Here is a 17,967-nt window from a genome sequence, read left to right as displayed (position 1 = left end):
TTTTGTGGTTGATATTACAATTGATTTTGTGAAAGGTTTTTCACAATTCCCAAAGCATTTGGAAATTTTTCTTCAAAAAAACTTTTAAATTCCCCGGGTGTCTGAATTTCAATTTTCAGTATTGTCCCTGTTGGGGTTTCTTCTAAAATATAGCCTTCTGTGGCTTCACCCCAATCCTGTTCAGTTTCCACACCGCCATAAATTTCTCCAAGGTGCAGAAATTTCATTTCTTTATTGGGTATATTTTTTTCAACCCGGCTGAACATTCCGTTATTATCCGGATCAAAAAATTTAATAATACTTCCTTCTTCAAAAGTTCCCATATAGAAAGAACCTTCTGTAAATGCTGTTGTCCATTGCCTGTATGTCATATCACTCCAAAGCACATCCCAAACTTTTTCAGGGGGCGCATCGATTTGAATCTCAAAAAATAATTTCTGCATTGTTTTTTTTATTAGATGTTAGATGGTTAGAAATTAGAAGTTAGTTTTTTAAACATTAGATTTTAGATCGTAGATGTCACGTTTTTCTAACTTCTAACTTCTAACTTCTAACTTCTTGTTTCTATTTCAATCAGCCTCCCACAAAATCACCGCCATTGATATGGATAACTTCTCCTGTAATATAATCTGCATCGTTGGAGGCAAGAAAAACGTAAGCCGGAGCTACTTCTGATGGTTGTCCTGCCCGTTTCAGAGGTGTGTCTTTTCCAAATGTTGACAGATCATCAAAGGTTTCTTTTACAAGAGGTGTCCATATTGGCCCGGGAGCAATTCCGTTGACTAAGATTTTTTTTTCAGCAAGATTGGTTGAAAGGGAACGTATAAAGGATAAAATAGCTCCTTTTGTAGCCGCATAATCAATCAGATGATCACTACCCCTGTATGCTGTAACCGACGTAGTGCAAATAATACGACCTCCTTCACCAATTAACGGTAGAAAATCTCTTGTAAAAGAAATCATGGAGATGATATTGGTATTAAAAGTTTCCTGGATCTGCTCATCAGAGATTTTTTCAAGACTGTTTTTTGAGGTATGAATTCCTGCATTATTAACGAGGATATCCAGATCCTTCCAGTCCTTTTTTATCTTTTCCACGCATTTTGTTCTGAAAGCTTTTTTGGTAAGATCTCCCTTGATGAGGATGCATTGCTGTCCTTCTTTTTCAACAAGCTTTCTTGTTTCTTTGGCATCGTCATCGCTTTCTTTATAAATAATTGCGACGTCTGCTCCCTCTCTTGCAAAATGAACGGCTACAGCCTGTCCTATCCCACTATCTCCGCCTGAAATAACAGCTTTTTTTCCTTGAAGTTTACGGCTTCCCTGGTAATCATTCCGGATGATCTCCGGAAAGATTCCTTCTTTGGGAACTTTTGATTTAGATTGTGATCTGTTCTGTGTTTTCATAAGCAAATCTTTTTGTAAAACCACATCAAACGGCAAGCCGAAAGCTGGAATTCAAATGGAGAAACAGAGAAATCCGTCGTTTCTTTTACGAATTATAAGCCTCTTCCAGGTCTTTTATAACAATCTTCTGCATCTTCATCATGGCCTGTACTACTTTTTGTGATTTTGACTGATCGGAGTCGTTCATCAGCTGAATGAGCTTTTTCGGAACAATCTGCCAGCTGAGGCCATATCTGTCTTTCAGCCACCCGCACATGCTTTCTCTTCCGCCATCTGAAATAAGGGTATTCCACAGATGGTCTGTCTGTTCCTGGTCATCCGTCATGATTACAATAGAAATTCCTTCATTAAAATCAAACTGATGGTCATAAGAATTATCCATACAGAAGAAGCTGTAACCGTCAATAATAAAATGGGCATGCTGTACATTTTCTGCCGGTTCGGATATAGGATGTCCTTCTCCACCATCACCATATTTCAGGATATTTCCAATGCTCGAATTAGGGAATGTTTTGGTGTAAAACTCCATTGCCTCTCTTGCCTTTCCGTTATTTTGATGGATAAACATCAGCGTAGGGATAATTTTCTGATCTTCCGGCTTATCTCCTAAAAACAGCTGCCAGGTAACGCCGTATTTGTCCTGCACCCAGCCGTATTTCTTACTCCAGGAATAGGAATCGAGTGCCATGAGAGCAATTCCCTCTTCTACAAGTTTGTCCCAATATTGCTGTACTTCGTTTTCTGTTTTACAAATTACCATGAAGGAAACTGAAGGATTCTTTTTAAAATGAGGCCCACCGTTCAGCAGCATCAATTTTTGTCCAAAGAGATCGATGTTCATGACTACGGGAGTATCAGCAGTGATTTTTCCGTCAAATACTTCACAATAAAATTCTGCTGCTTCCTTTGATTCTGCGTCGAACCAGAGACATGGAAAAATATCGTTATTCATACTATTAAATTTAAGAGTGAAAATATAGTTTATTGATCATCGCTGGCAAAGGCTGCAATGAAGATCCGGTATTTTTTTTAATAATCAGTTCCTGAAAGAAATCTGATGTTCTTCCATATGGTTTTTCAGTCTTTCCATAGCATTTCTTCCGAAACCATGAAGGTTCATGATCTCTTCTTCAGAATAGCCCGAAAGTTTTTCGAGAGAATCGATTTTTTCTCTTTCCAAAGCTCTTCTTGCCGGTACTGCAATAATGCCAGACAGGAAATTATTATTTTTAACAACATGATTAACAGCACAAATGGAGCTTAAACATTTTGCCATTATGACCAGATTTATCATGACTGAAATTAAGTGTTTTAGTGATTTTCAACATACTTGTGAAAATTATTGAGAATAGCATACCAGCCATTCCGCTGCATTTCCACAGAATTCTGTTTTTCGGGATCAAAAATTTCGGTAACTTTTGTGGTATTTTCGTCTATCTTATCAAAAATAACCTCAACTTTCCGGCCGTCTTCCAAATGATATTTAATCGTGGAATTCGTAACCACTTCATCATAGATTCCTTCAAACTCAAAACCGAAACTTTTGTCTTTTGCTTCCATTCTGGTTTTAAATTTCCCTCCTACTCTTAAGTCGTTTTCGGAACTGGGACACTGCCAGGATTCATCGGCAAAATTCCATTTCGTAATATGTTGTGGCTCATTAAAATAATTCCAGACTTTTTCTACCGGGGCTAAAATTGTGATATCTATCTTAATAGGATCCATTGTTTTATTTTTTTAAATTAAATAAAAAGGCAGTCCGGGTTTGAACTGCCCTCAATAAATTTAGTTAAATATAAGACTATTTTGCAGATTCTTCATTATAGTTCACCATCCAATGAACTCCATATTTATCCTGGAAACTACCGAAATAGTCTCCCCAAAACTGGTCTTCAATCGGCATTTCTATATTTCCACCTTCAGAAAGGCCTTTGAACAGTCTGTCAGCTTCTTCTTTGGATTCCGGGAAAATGGATACATAATTATTATTTCCTACGTTAAGGCTCTGCCCGAAGCTTGGAACAATATCCGAAGCCATAAGAAGGTCATCTCCGATAGGCAATGCAATATGCATCACCCTGTTTTTTTCTTCGTCTGATAAGTTTTCGGTTCCCGGGGCATTGCCCATTTTGAAAACCTCTCCACGGAATTCTCCTCCGAAAACAGATTTGTAAAAGTTGAAAGCTTCTTCTGCTTTCCCGTCAAAATTTAAGTACGGATTTAATTTAGCCATGATTTCTGATTTTTAAATGTTATTGTTAATTAAGTTAAGTTTTAAGTTAAACCATTAAGTTTGATTAAGCTTTTAAGAATATTAAGAGCTATCATCATATAGCCTTAATGGTTTAAAAATTTTGTTACTTCACTTACTGTAAAGTTTATAAGATTGGAATCTGTGTTTCCTTCGAAGTCTGCCATCATGTAGGATCCGTGGCCTGCCGGAAGGATCATCAGTTCGGATTCGGGGACCAGACGCCACATTTCCACTACATGTTCAGGTTTCATCACATCTTTGTCTCCACTTATGAATAAGGCAGGAGCTTTTATAGATGTCAGGACTTTCTCATCCCAGTCCTCAAAAGTCTGCATCCTTTTGCTGTCTTTCTCAAACAGGTTTTCAAGTTTTGAAAAATCAGGATTCAGGTTAAGGAAATTGATCTTAAGAGGTTCCGGCATAGACTCGAGAGTAGCTTCTGCCATGCTTTCGAAAAAACCGTCCATCATACCGCCTCTTTTGTAGAATGCAGATGCAATAATGATCTTTTCGGTTATTTCAGGATAAAGATGCGCAATCTGCATCACTGTGCTTCCACCGTTGCTGAACCCCCAGAATGAAGCTTTTCCGATATGAAGTTCCTTTAAAAGAGCTGCTACATCATGGGCATCCTGTTCAAAGGTTTCGGGAATGTCACGATGATCGGTCATTCCGTGATTCTGCAGATCAATACCTATGAGCTGAAACTGGGTTTCAAGCCTGAAAATTATTTCTTTAAAATCAAACAGAATGGAAGATCCTCCGCCATGAATGAGTACCAAAGGTTTTCCGGAACCATAAACCTCGTAGTACATACGGATTCCGTTGACCTGTTTATAGCCTTTTTCATTAGGTTCCATTGATTAATACTTTAGATTTTCATCTACCTCGTATTTCATGCCCGGATAATCCAGAATTTTTCTCATAAGACCTATCTGCCCACATAAATAGTCTTCACGGCCGATACACATTCCTACGAAATTGAGTTTGGTTTCACGGATAAAAGGAATATTCATCCCGATCTCAAAGATTTCATCCAACTCTTCATCCGTAACTTCCCAAAGCTTCTGGTATACTTTTGGCGAAATATCGTGAAAATTTTTCTCCAGTTCATCCAAGCCCGGATAGTTGTAATGTTCATCCAGAGCCTTTCCCTGAAAGAAGAGATCACTGTGAGGATCTTCGTCCCTGAGTCCTAAAACCCAACCCAGGCCATAGCGCATATTGACAAAGTTTCCTGCCATCCAGACGATATGGTTGGTTTTTCCTTCAATTCTTTTCAAAGCATCTTCTTCCGAAATGCCGTCCAAAACATTGAGAAAGTTTTGAGAGTGCATTCTGTAAGCCGGAATAACGAGCTCCATTTTTTTTGATTTTGGTGTGTCCATTCTTTAATTTTTAGTGATTGGTGTCTTTTGTAGGGAATATAGAGTTCTTCTACAATTTTTTTAAAATTCTAAGCGTGGCTATTTTACAGCACCGGGTTTTCCTAAGATTCTTCTGAGATACCCCAACTGTCCGCTATGATAAATTTCGTGAAGACAAAAGATAGCAATATCATTAATTGTTTCAGGATTAAACTTTTCAATACTGATGAGTTTTGCTTCAAGTTTGTCCTGGGATTTTTGCAGATAGGATTTTAATTCTTCAAAACCTACTAGCTCATCTTTTCTTTCGAACGGTATCTCTCCCCTGTTGTAGCAGGAAAATTTATTGTTGTCCCAGACAGATTCTTCTCCAAGGGTATTCAGAAATGCATTCCTTATGTAAATTAAATGCCCCAGAACCCAGTTCAGGCAGTTGGCTTCACCATTTGGGAAGATCATAGCTTCTTCATGGGTAATGCCTTCAGTATTCATTGAAATGACTTTGTAATTGCTGAATACCTGAACCTTCACTATTTCAATGTCGTTTGATTTTGTTTCCATAGCGGCAAGATTTTATTGTGAATAATCTTTGATCTTTATTCAGTTGGCATCTGAGAAACATCGGCAAACGTTATGTTCCAGCCATGACCATTTAAGTCCCAAAAAGAGTTTTGATACATCCATCCGTAATCCTGGGGTTCTTCGTGCTGCGAAGCTCCATTTTCCAGGGCTGTATTCACTACCTGATCAACTTCTTCACGGCTGTCCAGAGCAATAGCAACAAGAACCTGTGTTGTATCGCCTTTCGGAACCGGTCTTTCGGAAAAAGTCTGGAAGTATTCCTCTGTCAGGAACATGACGTAAATGTTATCTTCCTTCATCACTACGCAGACTGCTTTGTCATCTGAAAATTGCTCATTAATCGCAAATCCGAGCCTGGTCCAGAATTCTTTTGTTTTCTGTACATCTTTTACCGGAAGGTTGACATAAATTTGATTGGCTTTCATAATAGTAATTTTTTGTGTTAATCTTTTAACCAAAATTACCAAGCCTTGATGAAAATCAACTTGCCATAAGACAAGATTTAATTTTTCTTCGAATGGGATACAATTTCTTTGCGGATACGGCTTAAGGAAGTGTCTGTTACGCCCAGATAGGATGCAATTTGTTTGAGAGGAGCAAACTGTACCACCTGGGGTTTCTGCTCCAAAAGATTAAGATAACGCCTGGTAGCGGAAAGGGTAAACATTTCTACAGAGCGCTGTTTATAGACAAAAAGCTCTTTTGACATCCATGCTCTTCCCCATTCTCTGAGATTGGGTATTTTATGGAAAAGCTCCTGAAATGTTTCATAATCAAATTTCCAGCATTCACAGTCTGTAATACAAATGATATTTTCCTGGGTTGGAATTCTCTGAAAAATCGACAATACCTCAATAATGATCTCGTTATCAGCAAAAAAATGTGTGGTTACTTCATTCCCGCTAAAGTCGTTCACGTAGGAACGAGCTAAGCCTTTTTCCAGGATATAATATTCATTAGCCGTCTTTCCTTCTTCAAGAATACTATCTCCTTTCTGGAACGAAACTTTTTCATGAGCCTGGAATATTTCGTCAAGCTCTTCCTGAAGAAAAAACGGGAAATCGTAACAGATCTCTAAGGCTTTGCTGATCATAGAGTTATTGCTTTTTTAAAGCTTTAAAAATATAATTTTTAATTGAATCCTAAATATAAAAAATTAAACAAATTGATGGAATGCATAAAAAGAACCCCATTTTACTGTATTGTTATCAATTGTTTTTATTCTTTCTAAATAATTAAACAGTTTTTTAATTACCTCTGCTAACCTATAATATTAGAACAAAGAAAGCTGGATCGGTTTTGGATTTTTAGGTGGTTGTGCGTCCCCGAATACTGTTTTCCCTCCAAAGCGCCATGAATTCTGTTTTTCTTCCTCTATCACCTGCTGGATATCAAAATCGGGAGTAAAATCTTTTTCAGTGGCTGCAACAATCTGATGCAGTTTGTTTAAAGTATTCAGCTTGTCGGAGTTTCCAAGTTTTGATTTTTCAATTCCTTTTCTGAGAATACTGATGCTTTCGTCATAAGTTTTGGTAGGAACCGGGAAAGGATGTCCGTCTTTTCCGCCATGAGCAAAAGAAAACCTCGCCGGATCGGCAAATCTTGAAGGTGCACCGTGAATAACTTCACTCACTAATGCTAAAGACTGCATAGTTCTGGGTCCTACTCCTTCCAGCATTAAAAGGTCTTCAAAATTCTGAGGCTGCTGCTCACGGGTCACATATAAGAGTGCTCCAAGGCGTTTTAAATCAACATCTGAAGCCTGCACATCATGATGAGCCGGAAGAATTAATCTTGAAAAATCTTTCATTACATCAATAGAATCAGTATGGGAAATATCCAGAATTCCCTGGCGGTTTTCTGAGGCATGGGCATCCGTAAGATTGAGGATTCTTCCTCGTGAGATACCATTGATTCCTGTGTGCGGCTCTTCTATAAATGATTTGATATTCCCTGAATGCCAGTGATACCGCCTTGCAGTACCATCAGTTTCATGCATTCCCTGCTGCACTACACTCCAGCTTCCGTTGTCTGCCAAAATAAAATTATGGAGATAGAGCTGATAACCATCCTGAATGGCCGTATTGTCTACTTTTGCAGAAAGTTTACTGGCTCTTACAAGCTCATGGCCATTCAGGCCTGTTTTATCAGCAATCTGAAGGAGCTCTGACGGAGTTTCTCGTGAGAATTTACCCTTTCCACCGCAGATATAAAGTCCCAGTGATTTTGAATTGGGATTAATGGACCGTTTCAAAGCGCCCATGACAGAAGTTGTAATCCCTGAGGAATGCCAGTCCATGCCCATCACAGCTCCAAAACTCTGGAACCAGAACGGATCTGCAAGCCTACGGAGAACCTCATCTTTTCCGTAATCCATCAGGATCACTTCAATCATGGAAAGCCCGAGCACAGACATACGTTCGTAAAGCCACGGCGGGACTTTTCCGTAATGTAATGGCAGATCTGCAGTTCCTGAACGTTTCATTGTATTTAAAATGTAAAGATAGCTATTGTACGGTTTATTTTTGATGATTTGAATCATCAGTTCTTAAATAATAGGTCTGAACCAAAACCCTTTTATTGTTGCCTTTTCATTAACAGATGAAAGTTTGTTCCTATTAAATGAATTAATGGATAGAAGAAAATTCAAGATCTTTATGTTTTTCTTCAACATATTCCTCATTGAAGATAATAGTGTTTCCGAATGGATCATTTACCGTGAAGGATACGGCGCCATAAAATGTTTTCTCAAGCCCCGGACGGTTGTATTTATACTTCTTCTCTATTAATTCACTGCGGTATTCAGAAATTCCCTCGCCCCAAATCATCACTCTGGTTCCGGGTGTTCCGTCTCCGTGATGTTCACTTAAGTGAAAAACTATATCTCCTTTTTCCACTTCCATGTAAACAGGAGCATTTTCTTCAAAATAATGTTCCCATACTATTTTAAATCCCAACCAGCCCACATAAAACTCTACGGCTTTTTGATAGTCGAAGATTCTGAGAATAGGAATAATCCGTGTTGCTTTCATAATAAAATTCTATAGTGAAAATGATAATTTCTGCTGACAAACAAGCTATTGATGCGAGAGTATATTGATTAAATTTCCAAACGGATCTTTTACAAAAAACCTTCGTACTCCCCAATCTTCATTGGTGATCCCGTAAGTGATTTCAAAACCGGCCTGCTGCATTTTTTCGTAGAGTTCATCTACATGATCAACTTCCATCGAAAGTAGCGGAACCTCCGTATCATTTCCGCCCTGGGTGGCAAAACTTACCTGAACCTGCACTTCTTCATGGTTTCCGAAAGTCTTGATCCAGCCATGATCCATCAGGATTTCGAGACCCAAAATATCTTTATAAAAGCGATCTGCATCAGCTAAATGGTCTGTTTGTATGTTGGCCACAATTCTCTTTACCATTTTATACAAATTAAGAGTTTATAATATAGATTACTGTTAATAATAAGTGATTGTTCTTACAATTTTCTGTATAATTTCTTTATCATCCGGAGTTTCTGAATCATAAAACTCTTCAGATAAGATACGCTCTACCCAGTTGCCTTTTTCATCATATTTATATGCAAATTTAAAATATCTCGGGGCTTCATCTTTTCCGGCAGTAATGATATAGTCCTGCAAGTCACCATATTTATTATAGTAATATTTAATATATTTATTTTCAGCAATAAGCTTATTGGTCCCGGGATCTACCTTTGATGAATAAGCCAGATAGTCAATACTTATGTCCTCAATAGATGAAGATGTTAAAAGGATTACAGGTTCTTTCTCATATACTATATTTTCTATTTTATTATCACGGGGCTGCTGATAGGCTTTTATAGATTTACTTACAAGTTTCACCAAAAAGGGTTCTCCTTCTTTATTGAAATTTAAATCAATCTGGTCAGTATATCCCTTATAATAATATGTATTCGTATTTCCTGAAGTATCATAGTTGAAAATTTCCCATTGGGTCGTTTTAACATTACCAATCAGATCATAATTTTCATATTTCCTGTTTTGAAATTTTTTGGGTGTACTGGTTTCTGAACGGAATTCTGTCTTCTTTTTCTCCTGCCCGCTGCAGGCAATAAAGAAAAGTAAAAGCAGAAGCGTTGAAAAGCGTAAGTAGCAAATTCTCCTGTTAAATTTAATTATTTTCATGGTATTAATTTTTTAATGCGGTTAATAAGATAACTCGAAGCTCAATTATTCAACCATGGGGTTAGAGTTGTTGTAACTCGTTTATTTATTCTCCAGAGTCAAAAAAAGCCTTGTGAACGGGTTTTCCACAAGGCTTTATACAATCTTACTATTATAATTACTTCAATGCGTCAATTGCTGCGCTGTAATTAGGTTCGGTCGTAATTTCCGGAACCTGCTCTGTATAGACAACCTTGTTGTTTTCGTCTGTAACAATTACGGCGCGGCTCAGCAGTCCTTTCATAGGTGAATCTGTAATAGTTACTTCATAATCATCTCCAAAACTGCTTCTGAAATCTGAAAGTGTTTCTACATTGTTTAAGCCTTCAGCTGCACAGAATCTTCCCAATGCAAAAGGAAGATCTTTGGAAACATTAATCACTACCGTATTATCAAGTTTTGAAGCTTCTTCATTGAATTTTCTTGCAGATGCGGCACAAATCCCTGTATCAATACTCGGGAAGATATTGAATACTTTCTTTTTTCCATCAAAATCTGAAAGAAGTTTCACGTTCAGACCGGAATCCACCAACGCAAAATCTCTTACGGTGGTTCCTACTGATGGGAGGGTTCCTATTGTATTTACTTCGTTTCCTTTAAGGGTAATCGTTGACATAATTTTATTTTTTTAGTTTTTCAAATTTACTTAAAATAGAAAGTTTTCTGAGTCAAATAAAGGTTAAATAATTCTTAAAGTGAAAATAAACATCCTAGACTTAGAAGCATTATTTAAGTTCATGTTCCGGAACTATGAAGCTGATTGGAAACACTATTACATTTTTATTCTCTGTTTAAAGGTAGTATTTCGATTACAAAGTAAAATTAGAGATAAACAATTGTTTAAAAAGAGATGCTGGCCTCTTTTTTTATTTAAAATACCTTCATAAAACAATCATATTTAGTAAATTTGTGATTCTTAAAAATCAAATAATAAATACACAGTATAATGTCAGACAAATCAAAAATCTATTACACTCTTACGGATGAGGCTCCAATGTTGGCAACACACTCGTTTTTACCTATTGTAAAAGCTTTTACAAAATCGGCAAACATTGAAATTGCAGTTCCGGATATTTCTTTGGCTGGAAGAATTTTGGCCAACTTCCCTGAGTTTTTGAAAGATGACCAGAAAATCGGTGATGCATTGGCTGAATTAGGTCAATTGGCAACTCAACCGGATGCAAACATTATCAAATTACCCAATATTTCAGCTTCAGCTCCTCAGCTTGATGAGGCTATTGCTGAATTACAGTCTAAAGGTTTCGCAGTTCCAAATTATCCTGCAGAGCCTAAAAATGACGAAGAAAAAGCCATTAAAGCCAAATATGCCAAAGTTTTAGGAAGTGCCGTAAACCCTGTGCTAAGAGAAGGAAATTCTGACAGACGTGCTCCAAAAGCTGTTAAAAACTATGCAAAAGCCAACCCTCACAGAATGGGTGACTGGGCTTCTGACAGCAAAACTGATGTTGCTCACATGGAGGGAGGAGATTTCTACGGAACTGAAACTTCAACCACTGTAGAAAACGCTACAAAATTCAAAATTACGTTCAAAGGTAATGATGGTGCTGAAACTTTATTAAAAGATTTCGCAGGTCTTCAGGCCGGAGAAGTAATCGATTCTTCTGTAATGAATTTAAACTCTTTGAAAGCATTTGTTCAAAAAGCGATTGATGAGGCTAAAAACAAAAACGTACTTCTTTCTGCTCACCTGAAAGCTACGATGATGAAGATCTCTGATCCTATTATTTTCGGGGCTATCGTTGAAACTTATTTCAAAGATGTTTTCACTAAATATGCAGAGACATTCAAGTCTTTAGATGTTAACCCAAATAACGGTCTTGCCGATCTTTTCGAAAAAATTAAAGGCAATGCTCAGGAAGCTGAAATCAAAGCTGATATTGAAGCGGCTTTAGCTAACGGACCAAGAGTCGCTATGGTAAATTCCGATAAAGGTATTACCAACTTCCATGTTCCTTCTGACATCATTGTTGACGCATCCATGGCTGCACTGGTAAGAGGAGGCGGTAAAATGTGGAACAAGGACGGAAACGAAGAAGATACAGTTTGTATTATTCCGGACCGTTCTTACGCAGGTTTCTATCAGTCTGTTATTGATGATATGAAAGCTCACGGAAAACTGGATCCTACGACTATGGGTTCTGTTCCAAACGTAGGTTTAATGGCTCAGAAAGCTGAAGAATATGGTTCTCACGACAAAACTTTCCAGGCAACAGCAGACGGAACTATCGAGGTTCAGGATGAAGCCGGAAACGTTCTTCTTTCTCAGAAAGTGGAAAAAGGAGATATCTTCAGAATGTGTCAGACTAAAGATGCTCCCATCCAGGACTGGGTAAAACTGGCAGTAAACAGATCAAGATTATCCGATACACCTGCTATTTTCTGGTTAGACAAAGGAAGAGCACATGACAGAGAGATTATCAAAAAAGTAGAAAAATACCTTAAAGATCACGATACGGCAGGTCTTGACATCAGAATTCTTGATGTAAAAGATGCCATGACTGAAACGCTGAAAAGAGCAAGAGAAGGAAAAGACACCATTTCTGTTTCAGGAAATGTATTGAGAGATTATTTAACGGATCTTTTCCCTATCCTTGAATTAGGAACTTCTGCTAAAATGCTTTCTATCGTTCCATTGATGAACGGAGGAGGTTTATTTGAAACAGGTGCCGGAGGTTCAGCTCCAAAACACATCGAGCAGTTCCTGGAAGAAGGTTATCTGAGATGGGATTCTCTAGGGGAATTCCTTGCACTTCAGGCTTCTTTAGAACATTTGGCTCAGACACAGGGCAATACAAAATCTCAGGTTTTAGCTGATGCACTGGATGAAGCTAATGCTAAATTCTTAGCTACCGATAAATCTCCTGCAAGAAAAGTAGGCCAGATCGACAACAGAGGCTCTCACTTCTATTTAGCAATGTACTGGGCAGAAGCTTTAGCTAACCAGACAGCAGACGCTGAATTGGCAGCTCATTTTGCTCCGGTTGCAGCAGCATTACAGGAAAGTGAAGCTGTTATTAACGAAGAATTAATCAGCGCTCAGGGTAAACCTCAGAATATTGACGGTTACTACAAAACGGATACCTACAAAACGTATGCAGCCATGAGACCAAGCACTGTTTTAAATGAAATTATTGACGGAATTTAATTTCTGAATTGATATAAATAAAAGCTCCTTTCTATAAGGAGCTTTTTTTATTTTAAACACTTTTCAATACAGATAGTATTAATTTTTTTTAGACTGAATGTCAATTTTTTAAATTTTATCCTCCACAATCACCCTCCTGTGCTCTCTTCCCCAATTGATCATTTCTGCAATGATTTTTCCAAATGTTCTGCAGTATTCTGTAGGTTCATATTCTATTAAAACCGGAGTATCGGGGTAAACATTTCGTTTGACCAATTTATTCAGCTCCATGTCTTTTAACTCTTTTGAAAGCATTCTTGTGGTAATTCCCGGTATACTACGTTCGATCTCGCGAAAACGTCTGTGTCCGTTACAGATTGAGTTGATCACAGGAATTCTCCATTTTCCTCCAATAAAATAGAGGGTATCCTGCAGGGCTCTTAGTTCTTCGGTTTGGTCTCTTTCCATAAATGCAAAGTTAAATGATATCATTAATGATACTGATATACTCTGTGATACTGATTACAAAAGTATATCAATTTGAAATAACTTTGTCAAAAAATTTTAGAAATGAATACATTTAAGAACAAACTAGCTATTGTGACCGGAGGAAACAGTGGAATTGGCTATGCAACTGCAAAGGAATTAATAGCAGAAGGTGCAACAGTGATTATTACCGGAAGAAGAAAAGAGGCTATTGAAAAAGCAGCTGAAGAATTGGGAGCCATCCCGTTTGTAGCAGATCAGGGAAAATTAGAAGATATTGAATCTTTAAAATCAAAAATCGAAAGTCAGTTTGAAAAAGTTGACATCTTGTTTATTAATGCAGGAATCACAGGAACATTAGGCTCAATTGAAAATATGAGCTCAGAGAATTTCGACCAGGTAATGGATATCAATTTTCGGGGAGCTTATTTCACATTAAGCAAATTCATTCCTTTATTAAATACCGGTGCTTCGGTTGTTTTTTTATCATCGGTTGTCGCATCCACTTACAAACCCAACAGTTCGGTTTACCAGGCAAGTAAAGCAGCTTTAAATTCAATTGCAAAAACGGCAGCAGCAGAACTAGCACCAAGAAAGATCCGTGTCAATATGGTAAGCCCGGGACCTACGAAAACAAACATCATGACCAAGGCAGGTCTGGATAAAAAGACATTGGAAGGACTTGATGAATGGTTGATTGATCAAATTCCTTTGAAAAAAATGGGAACTGTGGAAGATATCGCAAAAGCCGTACTGTATTTATCAGACAATAATTTGGCAAGCTTTATAACAGGTACAGAAATTATCATTGACGGAGGAATGGCGCTGTAGTTGGAAGTAAGGAGGCTGGGAGTTAGTATTAAAACATCATAAACTTTCAGCTTCCATCATCCAGCTTTCTTTTTACCCTTAAAAATTCCATTTTCACCTTTTGATTTGTCCGGTTCACCCAGCTTTATATTTCGATTCTTTTTTTAAGCGTATACTTTTGAGCCATAAAAATAAATCATTATGGACTCAGTACATAAAAAAAGGAATGTAAAACCTATTGCCATAGTATTTCTGGCAGTTTTAGGAATCTTTGCAGGATTGCAGTTTTCCAATCAGCCTTTGAAAGGACAGCCTGTTTCTAAAAAGATTGAGGCTCCGCGCGAAGTTCTTGCCATTTTAGAAAACTCTTGTTTTAATTGTCATTCCAATCAGCAGAATTTAAGCTGGTACGACAAAATTGCTCCGATTTCCTGGGCGGTAAACAAAGATATAGAAAGAGCCAGAGAAGTTTTAAACTTTTCAGAGTGGAATTATTCGCCGGCTGAACATCAGGGAAAGATGTATGCCATTTTGAATATGATGCAAAGTGGAAAAATGCCCCTTCATGAATATACACTGTTCCATCCAACAGCCAAAATCACGAAAAAAGATATTGAAACGGTTAAGAAATACACCCTTTCCTTATCCGGACTGTCTCCTGTAAAACAAGAAAAAGATCTTCATCAAAACATTCAGACTAATCACAGCCCTGATCCGGCAAAATTTCCGGTTTCCCTCAATGGGATCCGATATACAGACGAGTTTAAAAACTGGAAAGTGATCAGCATGAGTACTCTTTTTGACAAATCCATTCGGGTCATTTACGGAAATGATATTGCAGTAAAAGCCATTGAAACAGAGAATTTTCATCCGTGGCCGGATGGAAGCATCGTTGTAAAGTCAGTTTGGAAGCAGGAAAATTTTGCAGACGGAGAAGTGAGAGCCGGAGAGTTTATCAATGCTCAGTTTATGGTCAAAGATTCTAAAAAATATACAGATACAGAAGGTTGGGGATTTGCCAAATTTTCAGGAAACGATCTTCATCCCACAGGAAAAACAGCCTCTTTCGCGAAAGAATCCTGTATCGCCTGCCACCGTCAGTTAGCCGAAAAAACAGGCTATTTATTTGATGTCCCAATGAAAGTCAACACAGAAAGATTAATTAAAAACCTTGAGAAATAATGAAAAAAATACTGTTTATGATCCTGTCAGTCTGTGCCTTATTCACTGCCTGCAAAATTGATGAACCGGACAAAGATCTAAAACGTCTTGTTTTCGATCCTGGAGATTTAAAATTTATTTCCACATCACTCAATACAAAAAAAGAAACTTCATCTGCTTTGTATGGAAACCGGGAAGCCTTAATCTCTCTGTCAGGTGAAAATAATCAACTTCAGAATGGCTCTGTTATAAAATTAGTCACGTGGAAATACCATGATAATCCACAATATATAGGGGGAACCATTACAGGTGAACTATTAAGTATAGAAACCATTCAGACTGATCATAACGGAAATGTTTCCTATCAGATAAAAAACGCTTCAGAAAATCAAAACATTAACATCAATAAAAATAAAGAAGAAAGAAGAAAGAATACAGTATATCATGAGCTATAAACCTGTAAAAAGACCTTAAAAAAACACTCAGAAGCTGATTTTCAGTTTCTGAGTGCTTTTTGTGAATGATCCATTTTGCTACACTGAGTCAATAGTCAATTTACAGGAAAAATTCACCGGCAAAGCAAATTCACAATTGACTATTCACCTTTTCACTATTCATCACCAATACCATTCTTTTTACAAATAAAAAACCTAATTTCACTTCTCAAAACCACTGTTCCCATGCAACAGCAAAAAATAAAAATTTCACAGGCCACCATCTGGATAAGCTCTCTTTTTCTGGGTATTTTATCTTCTATACCTCAACTGGCCTCCCATGAATTCAACTGGAAAGAGGCCACTGTAAATTCAGCAATAACAGCCGCATTTTCCGTGATCATGTGGTACCTCAACATTTATTTGCTTAACCGCAGTGCAGGAAAGCGGAAACAGAATATTTCATATTCAAGATTATTAACTGCTCTGGCATTCGGAATGGTGATTATGTTCGGGCTGGCCTGGATCCAGCAGCTCATTTTATCTCACATCAATTTCGGTCCGGTTATGCTGATGGTGGAAGTCCGGGGAATCCTGATCAACCTCGTTTGTTATATGTTCCTGACATTACTTCAGAATAATTATGCAGGACAGCAGGTACAGTTGGAACTGGAAAAGGTAAAAAGTGATAATCTGGGGGCCCAATACGAATTATTAAAACAACAGGTGAATCCCCATTTTCTTTTCAACAGCCTGAATACTTTAAAATCGATGGCGGAAACCAACGATTCTGAAACGGTTGATTTCATTATCAAACTTTCTGACTTTTACAGATTTACACTTGAAAGCAGAAAACTAGACCTCATTTCAGTTCAGGAAGAAATGAAGATTATTGATGCTTATCTTTTTCTTCAAAAAGCCCGTTTCGGCGAAGGAATTACATTTACCAACGAACTCAAAAGTGAAGATCTTAAAACACTTATTCCACCTTTTACCATTCAGCTTCTGGTAGAAAACTGTATCAAACACAATATTGTATCCCGCAGTAAGCCCCTGCATATCAGAATTTATAGTTCTGAAGACAGGATCATTATAGAAAACCCTGTCCAGCGAAAAATTGCCACGGAAGAATCCCTTGGCGTAGGCCTTGACAATATTAAAATGCGGTTCAGACATCTGTTGGAACAGGAAATAGAAATGTATTCAGACGAAAAAATTTTTCAAATAAAACTACCTTTAATCCATGAATATCATCATCATTGAAGACGAATTCAGAGCAGCAAAGTCTCTTCAAAATCTTATTTTAGAGTTAAGACCCGAGTCCAAAATCATGGGCGTCTATGACAGTATTGAAACCAGTGTTGAAGCTTTATCAAAAGAAATAATGCCGGATCTTATTTTTATGGATATCCAGCTTTCGGACGGGCTGTCGTTCGAGATTTTCAAAGCAATAGATATCACTTGCCCTATCATTTTCTGTACAGCTTTTGATCAGTATATGCTGGATGCATTCAAAAGCAAGGGAATCGATTATATTCTGAAGCCTTTTTCGCGAGATGATATTTCCGAAGCGCTGAAAAAAGTGGATGAACTAAGAAAATTCTTCCGTAAAAATGAGCTTCCTGATATCGAATCTCTTTTGCAAAAGATCAGCCAGCCTGCCGGAAAAACCAGTTTTTTAGTCTTTAAAAATCAGAAATATACCACGATTCCTACAGAAAGTATCGCTTATTTTTATATCCACAATGAAATCACGCATCTGGTTACTTTTGATAAGGAGCAATTTCAGCTTTCACAGCCACTTGGCCAGGTTGCAGAACAGGTTTCCGGGAAACAGTTTTTCAGGATCAACAGACAGTACCTGGTGAGTTTTAAGGCTGTCAAGGAGATGGAACATTATTTCCAGCGGAAAATTCTGGTTAAGCTTGTTATTGAAACTCCTGAAAAACTGTTGATCAACAAAGATAAAACGCACAGTTTCTTCTCCTGGCTGGAAGACCGTTAATATATAAATTTTCAACCTTTATATTTTCCGGGTTCACCTTTCAATTTGTCCGACTAACCCTTTTTTATATTCTTTTGCGCTTACGAGGTTCCTACTTTTGAATCAAAA

Annotated in this window: 23 protein-coding genes; 6 read left to right on the top strand and 17 right to left on the bottom strand. The window is 37.6% G+C overall.

The window, feature by feature from the left end; translation table 11 throughout:
• Nucleotides 1–14: 14 nt before the first annotated feature.
• The 16 genes from ACTJIV_RS06510 to tpx form a co-directional block, all read right to left on the bottom strand.
• On the bottom strand, nt 15–443 hold the full coding sequence (locus ACTJIV_RS06510) for an SRPBCC domain-containing protein (protein WP_440626408.1): 429 nt from the start codon (nt 441–443) through the stop codon (nt 15–17).
• A gap of 130 nt (nt 444–573) precedes the next feature.
• Complete coding sequence (locus ACTJIV_RS06505; RefSeq protein WP_440626406.1) at nt 574–1,407, bottom strand: SDR family oxidoreductase; 834 nt, start codon at nt 1,405–1,407, stop codon at nt 574–576.
• 85 nt (nt 1,408–1,492) lie between these two features.
• Nucleotides 1,493–2,359 (bottom strand): VOC family protein, encoded by an 867-nt coding sequence (locus ACTJIV_RS06500; RefSeq protein WP_440626404.1) that lies wholly within the window; start codon nt 2,357–2,359, stop codon nt 1,493–1,495.
• A gap of 84 nt (nt 2,360–2,443) precedes the next feature.
• Complete coding sequence (locus tag ACTJIV_RS06495; RefSeq protein ID WP_223559217.1) at nt 2,444–2,683, bottom strand: hypothetical protein; 240 nt, start codon at nt 2,681–2,683, stop codon at nt 2,444–2,446.
• 35 nt (nt 2,684–2,718) lie between these two features.
• Entirely contained in the window at nt 2,719–3,132 is a 414-nt protein-coding gene (locus tag ACTJIV_RS06490; RefSeq protein WP_111954981.1) for an SRPBCC family protein, read from the bottom strand.
• Nucleotides 3,133–3,208: 76 nt separating this feature from the next.
• Complete coding sequence (locus ACTJIV_RS06485) at nt 3,209–3,640, bottom strand: VOC family protein (RefSeq protein WP_111954979.1); 432 nt, start codon at nt 3,638–3,640, stop codon at nt 3,209–3,211.
• Nucleotides 3,641–3,744: 104 nt separating this feature from the next.
• Nucleotides 3,745–4,521: an alpha/beta fold hydrolase gene (locus tag ACTJIV_RS06480; RefSeq protein WP_440626401.1), complete on the bottom strand. Its 777-nt coding sequence runs from the start codon at nt 4,519–4,521 to the stop codon at nt 3,745–3,747.
• Nucleotides 4,522–4,524: 3 nt separating this feature from the next.
• Nucleotides 4,525–5,049 (bottom strand): DinB family protein, encoded by a 525-nt coding sequence (locus tag ACTJIV_RS06475; RefSeq protein WP_440626399.1) that lies wholly within the window; start codon nt 5,047–5,049, stop codon nt 4,525–4,527.
• A gap of 78 nt (nt 5,050–5,127) precedes the next feature.
• A complete protein-coding gene (locus ACTJIV_RS06470) occupies nt 5,128–5,589 on the bottom strand; it encodes a hypothetical protein (protein ID WP_440626397.1) in 462 nt (153 codons plus the stop codon).
• A gap of 35 nt (nt 5,590–5,624) precedes the next feature.
• Nucleotides 5,625–6,035: a VOC family protein gene (locus ACTJIV_RS06465; RefSeq protein ID WP_111954971.1), complete on the bottom strand. Its 411-nt coding sequence runs from the start codon at nt 6,033–6,035 to the stop codon at nt 5,625–5,627.
• A 77-nt stretch (nt 6,036–6,112) separates the two neighbouring features.
• A complete protein-coding gene (locus ACTJIV_RS06460; protein WP_111954969.1) occupies nt 6,113–6,703 on the bottom strand; it encodes a Crp/Fnr family transcriptional regulator in 591 nt (196 codons plus the stop codon).
• 180 nt (nt 6,704–6,883) lie between these two features.
• Nucleotides 6,884–8,095 (bottom strand): DUF763 domain-containing protein, encoded by a 1,212-nt coding sequence (locus tag ACTJIV_RS06455; RefSeq protein WP_440626395.1) that lies wholly within the window; start codon nt 8,093–8,095, stop codon nt 6,884–6,886.
• A gap of 142 nt (nt 8,096–8,237) precedes the next feature.
• Nucleotides 8,238–8,642 carry a glyoxalase superfamily protein gene (locus ACTJIV_RS06450; RefSeq protein WP_440626393.1) on the bottom strand — a complete coding sequence of 135 codons (405 nt, stop codon included), beginning with the start codon at nt 8,640–8,642 and terminating at the stop codon, nt 8,238–8,240.
• Between the two features lie 45 nt (nt 8,643–8,687).
• Entirely contained in the window at nt 8,688–9,035 is a 348-nt protein-coding gene (locus tag ACTJIV_RS06445; protein ID WP_440626391.1) for a VOC family protein, read from the bottom strand.
• A 36-nt stretch (nt 9,036–9,071) separates the two neighbouring features.
• Nucleotides 9,072–9,779 (bottom strand): hypothetical protein, encoded by a 708-nt coding sequence (locus ACTJIV_RS06440; protein WP_440626389.1) that lies wholly within the window; start codon nt 9,777–9,779, stop codon nt 9,072–9,074.
• Nucleotides 9,780–9,936: 157 nt separating this feature from the next.
• The gene (gene tpx / locus ACTJIV_RS06435; RefSeq protein ID WP_111954959.1) at nt 9,937–10,434 is read right to left on the bottom strand and encodes a thiol peroxidase; all 498 of its coding nucleotides are present in this window, start codon (nt 10,432–10,434) and stop codon (nt 9,937–9,939) included.
• Between the two features lie 330 nt (nt 10,435–10,764).
• On the opposite strand from tpx, the gene ACTJIV_RS06430 reads away from it, so the two are divergent.
• On the top strand, nt 10,765–12,984 hold the full coding sequence (locus ACTJIV_RS06430) for an NADP-dependent isocitrate dehydrogenase (RefSeq protein WP_111954957.1): 2,220 nt from the start codon (nt 10,765–10,767) through the stop codon (nt 12,982–12,984).
• Between the two features lie 108 nt (nt 12,985–13,092).
• Here ACTJIV_RS06430 and ACTJIV_RS06425 read toward each other — a convergent pair whose 3' ends face one another.
• Nucleotides 13,093–13,431: a winged helix-turn-helix transcriptional regulator gene (locus ACTJIV_RS06425; protein ID WP_040994435.1), complete on the bottom strand. Its 339-nt coding sequence runs from the start codon at nt 13,429–13,431 to the stop codon at nt 13,093–13,095.
• Nucleotides 13,432–13,533: 102 nt separating this feature from the next.
• Here ACTJIV_RS06425 and ACTJIV_RS06420 point away from each other — a divergent pair, with 102 nt between their 5' ends.
• The 5 genes from ACTJIV_RS06420 (at nt 13,534) to ACTJIV_RS06400 (ending at nt 17,859) form a co-directional block, all read left to right on the top strand.
• Nucleotides 13,534–14,280 (top strand): SDR family oxidoreductase, encoded by a 747-nt coding sequence (locus ACTJIV_RS06420; protein WP_440626386.1) that lies wholly within the window; start codon nt 13,534–13,536, stop codon nt 14,278–14,280.
• Nucleotides 14,281–14,460: 180 nt separating this feature from the next.
• Nucleotides 14,461–15,441, top strand: a complete 981-nt coding sequence (locus ACTJIV_RS06415) for a heme-binding domain-containing protein (protein ID WP_440626384.1) — start codon at nt 14,461–14,463, stop codon at nt 15,439–15,441.
• A complete protein-coding gene (locus ACTJIV_RS06410; protein ID WP_440626382.1) occupies nt 15,441–15,875 on the top strand; it encodes a hypothetical protein in 435 nt (144 codons plus the stop codon). Before ACTJIV_RS06415 ends, ACTJIV_RS06410 begins: the two co-directional genes overlap by 1 nt.
• A 225-nt stretch (nt 15,876–16,100) precedes the next feature.
• Nucleotides 16,101–17,117, top strand: coding sequence for a sensor histidine kinase (locus ACTJIV_RS06405; RefSeq protein ID WP_440626380.1), 1,017 nt, complete (start codon nt 16,101–16,103; stop codon nt 17,115–17,117).
• A complete protein-coding gene (locus ACTJIV_RS06400; protein WP_111954949.1) occupies nt 17,098–17,859 on the top strand; it encodes a LytR/AlgR family response regulator transcription factor in 762 nt (253 codons plus the stop codon). The genes ACTJIV_RS06405 and ACTJIV_RS06400 overlap by 20 nt, the downstream gene beginning before the upstream one ends.
• Nucleotides 17,860–17,967: the final 108 nt, after the last annotated feature.

This window comes from Chryseobacterium sp. 22532 (assembly GCF_052044665.1).
Lineage (GTDB): Bacteria > Bacteroidota > Bacteroidia > Flavobacteriales > Weeksellaceae > Chryseobacterium > Chryseobacterium lathyri.
The sequence above is the reverse complement of the archived record's forward strand: the minus strand, read 5'-3'. Positions and strand labels throughout refer to the sequence as shown.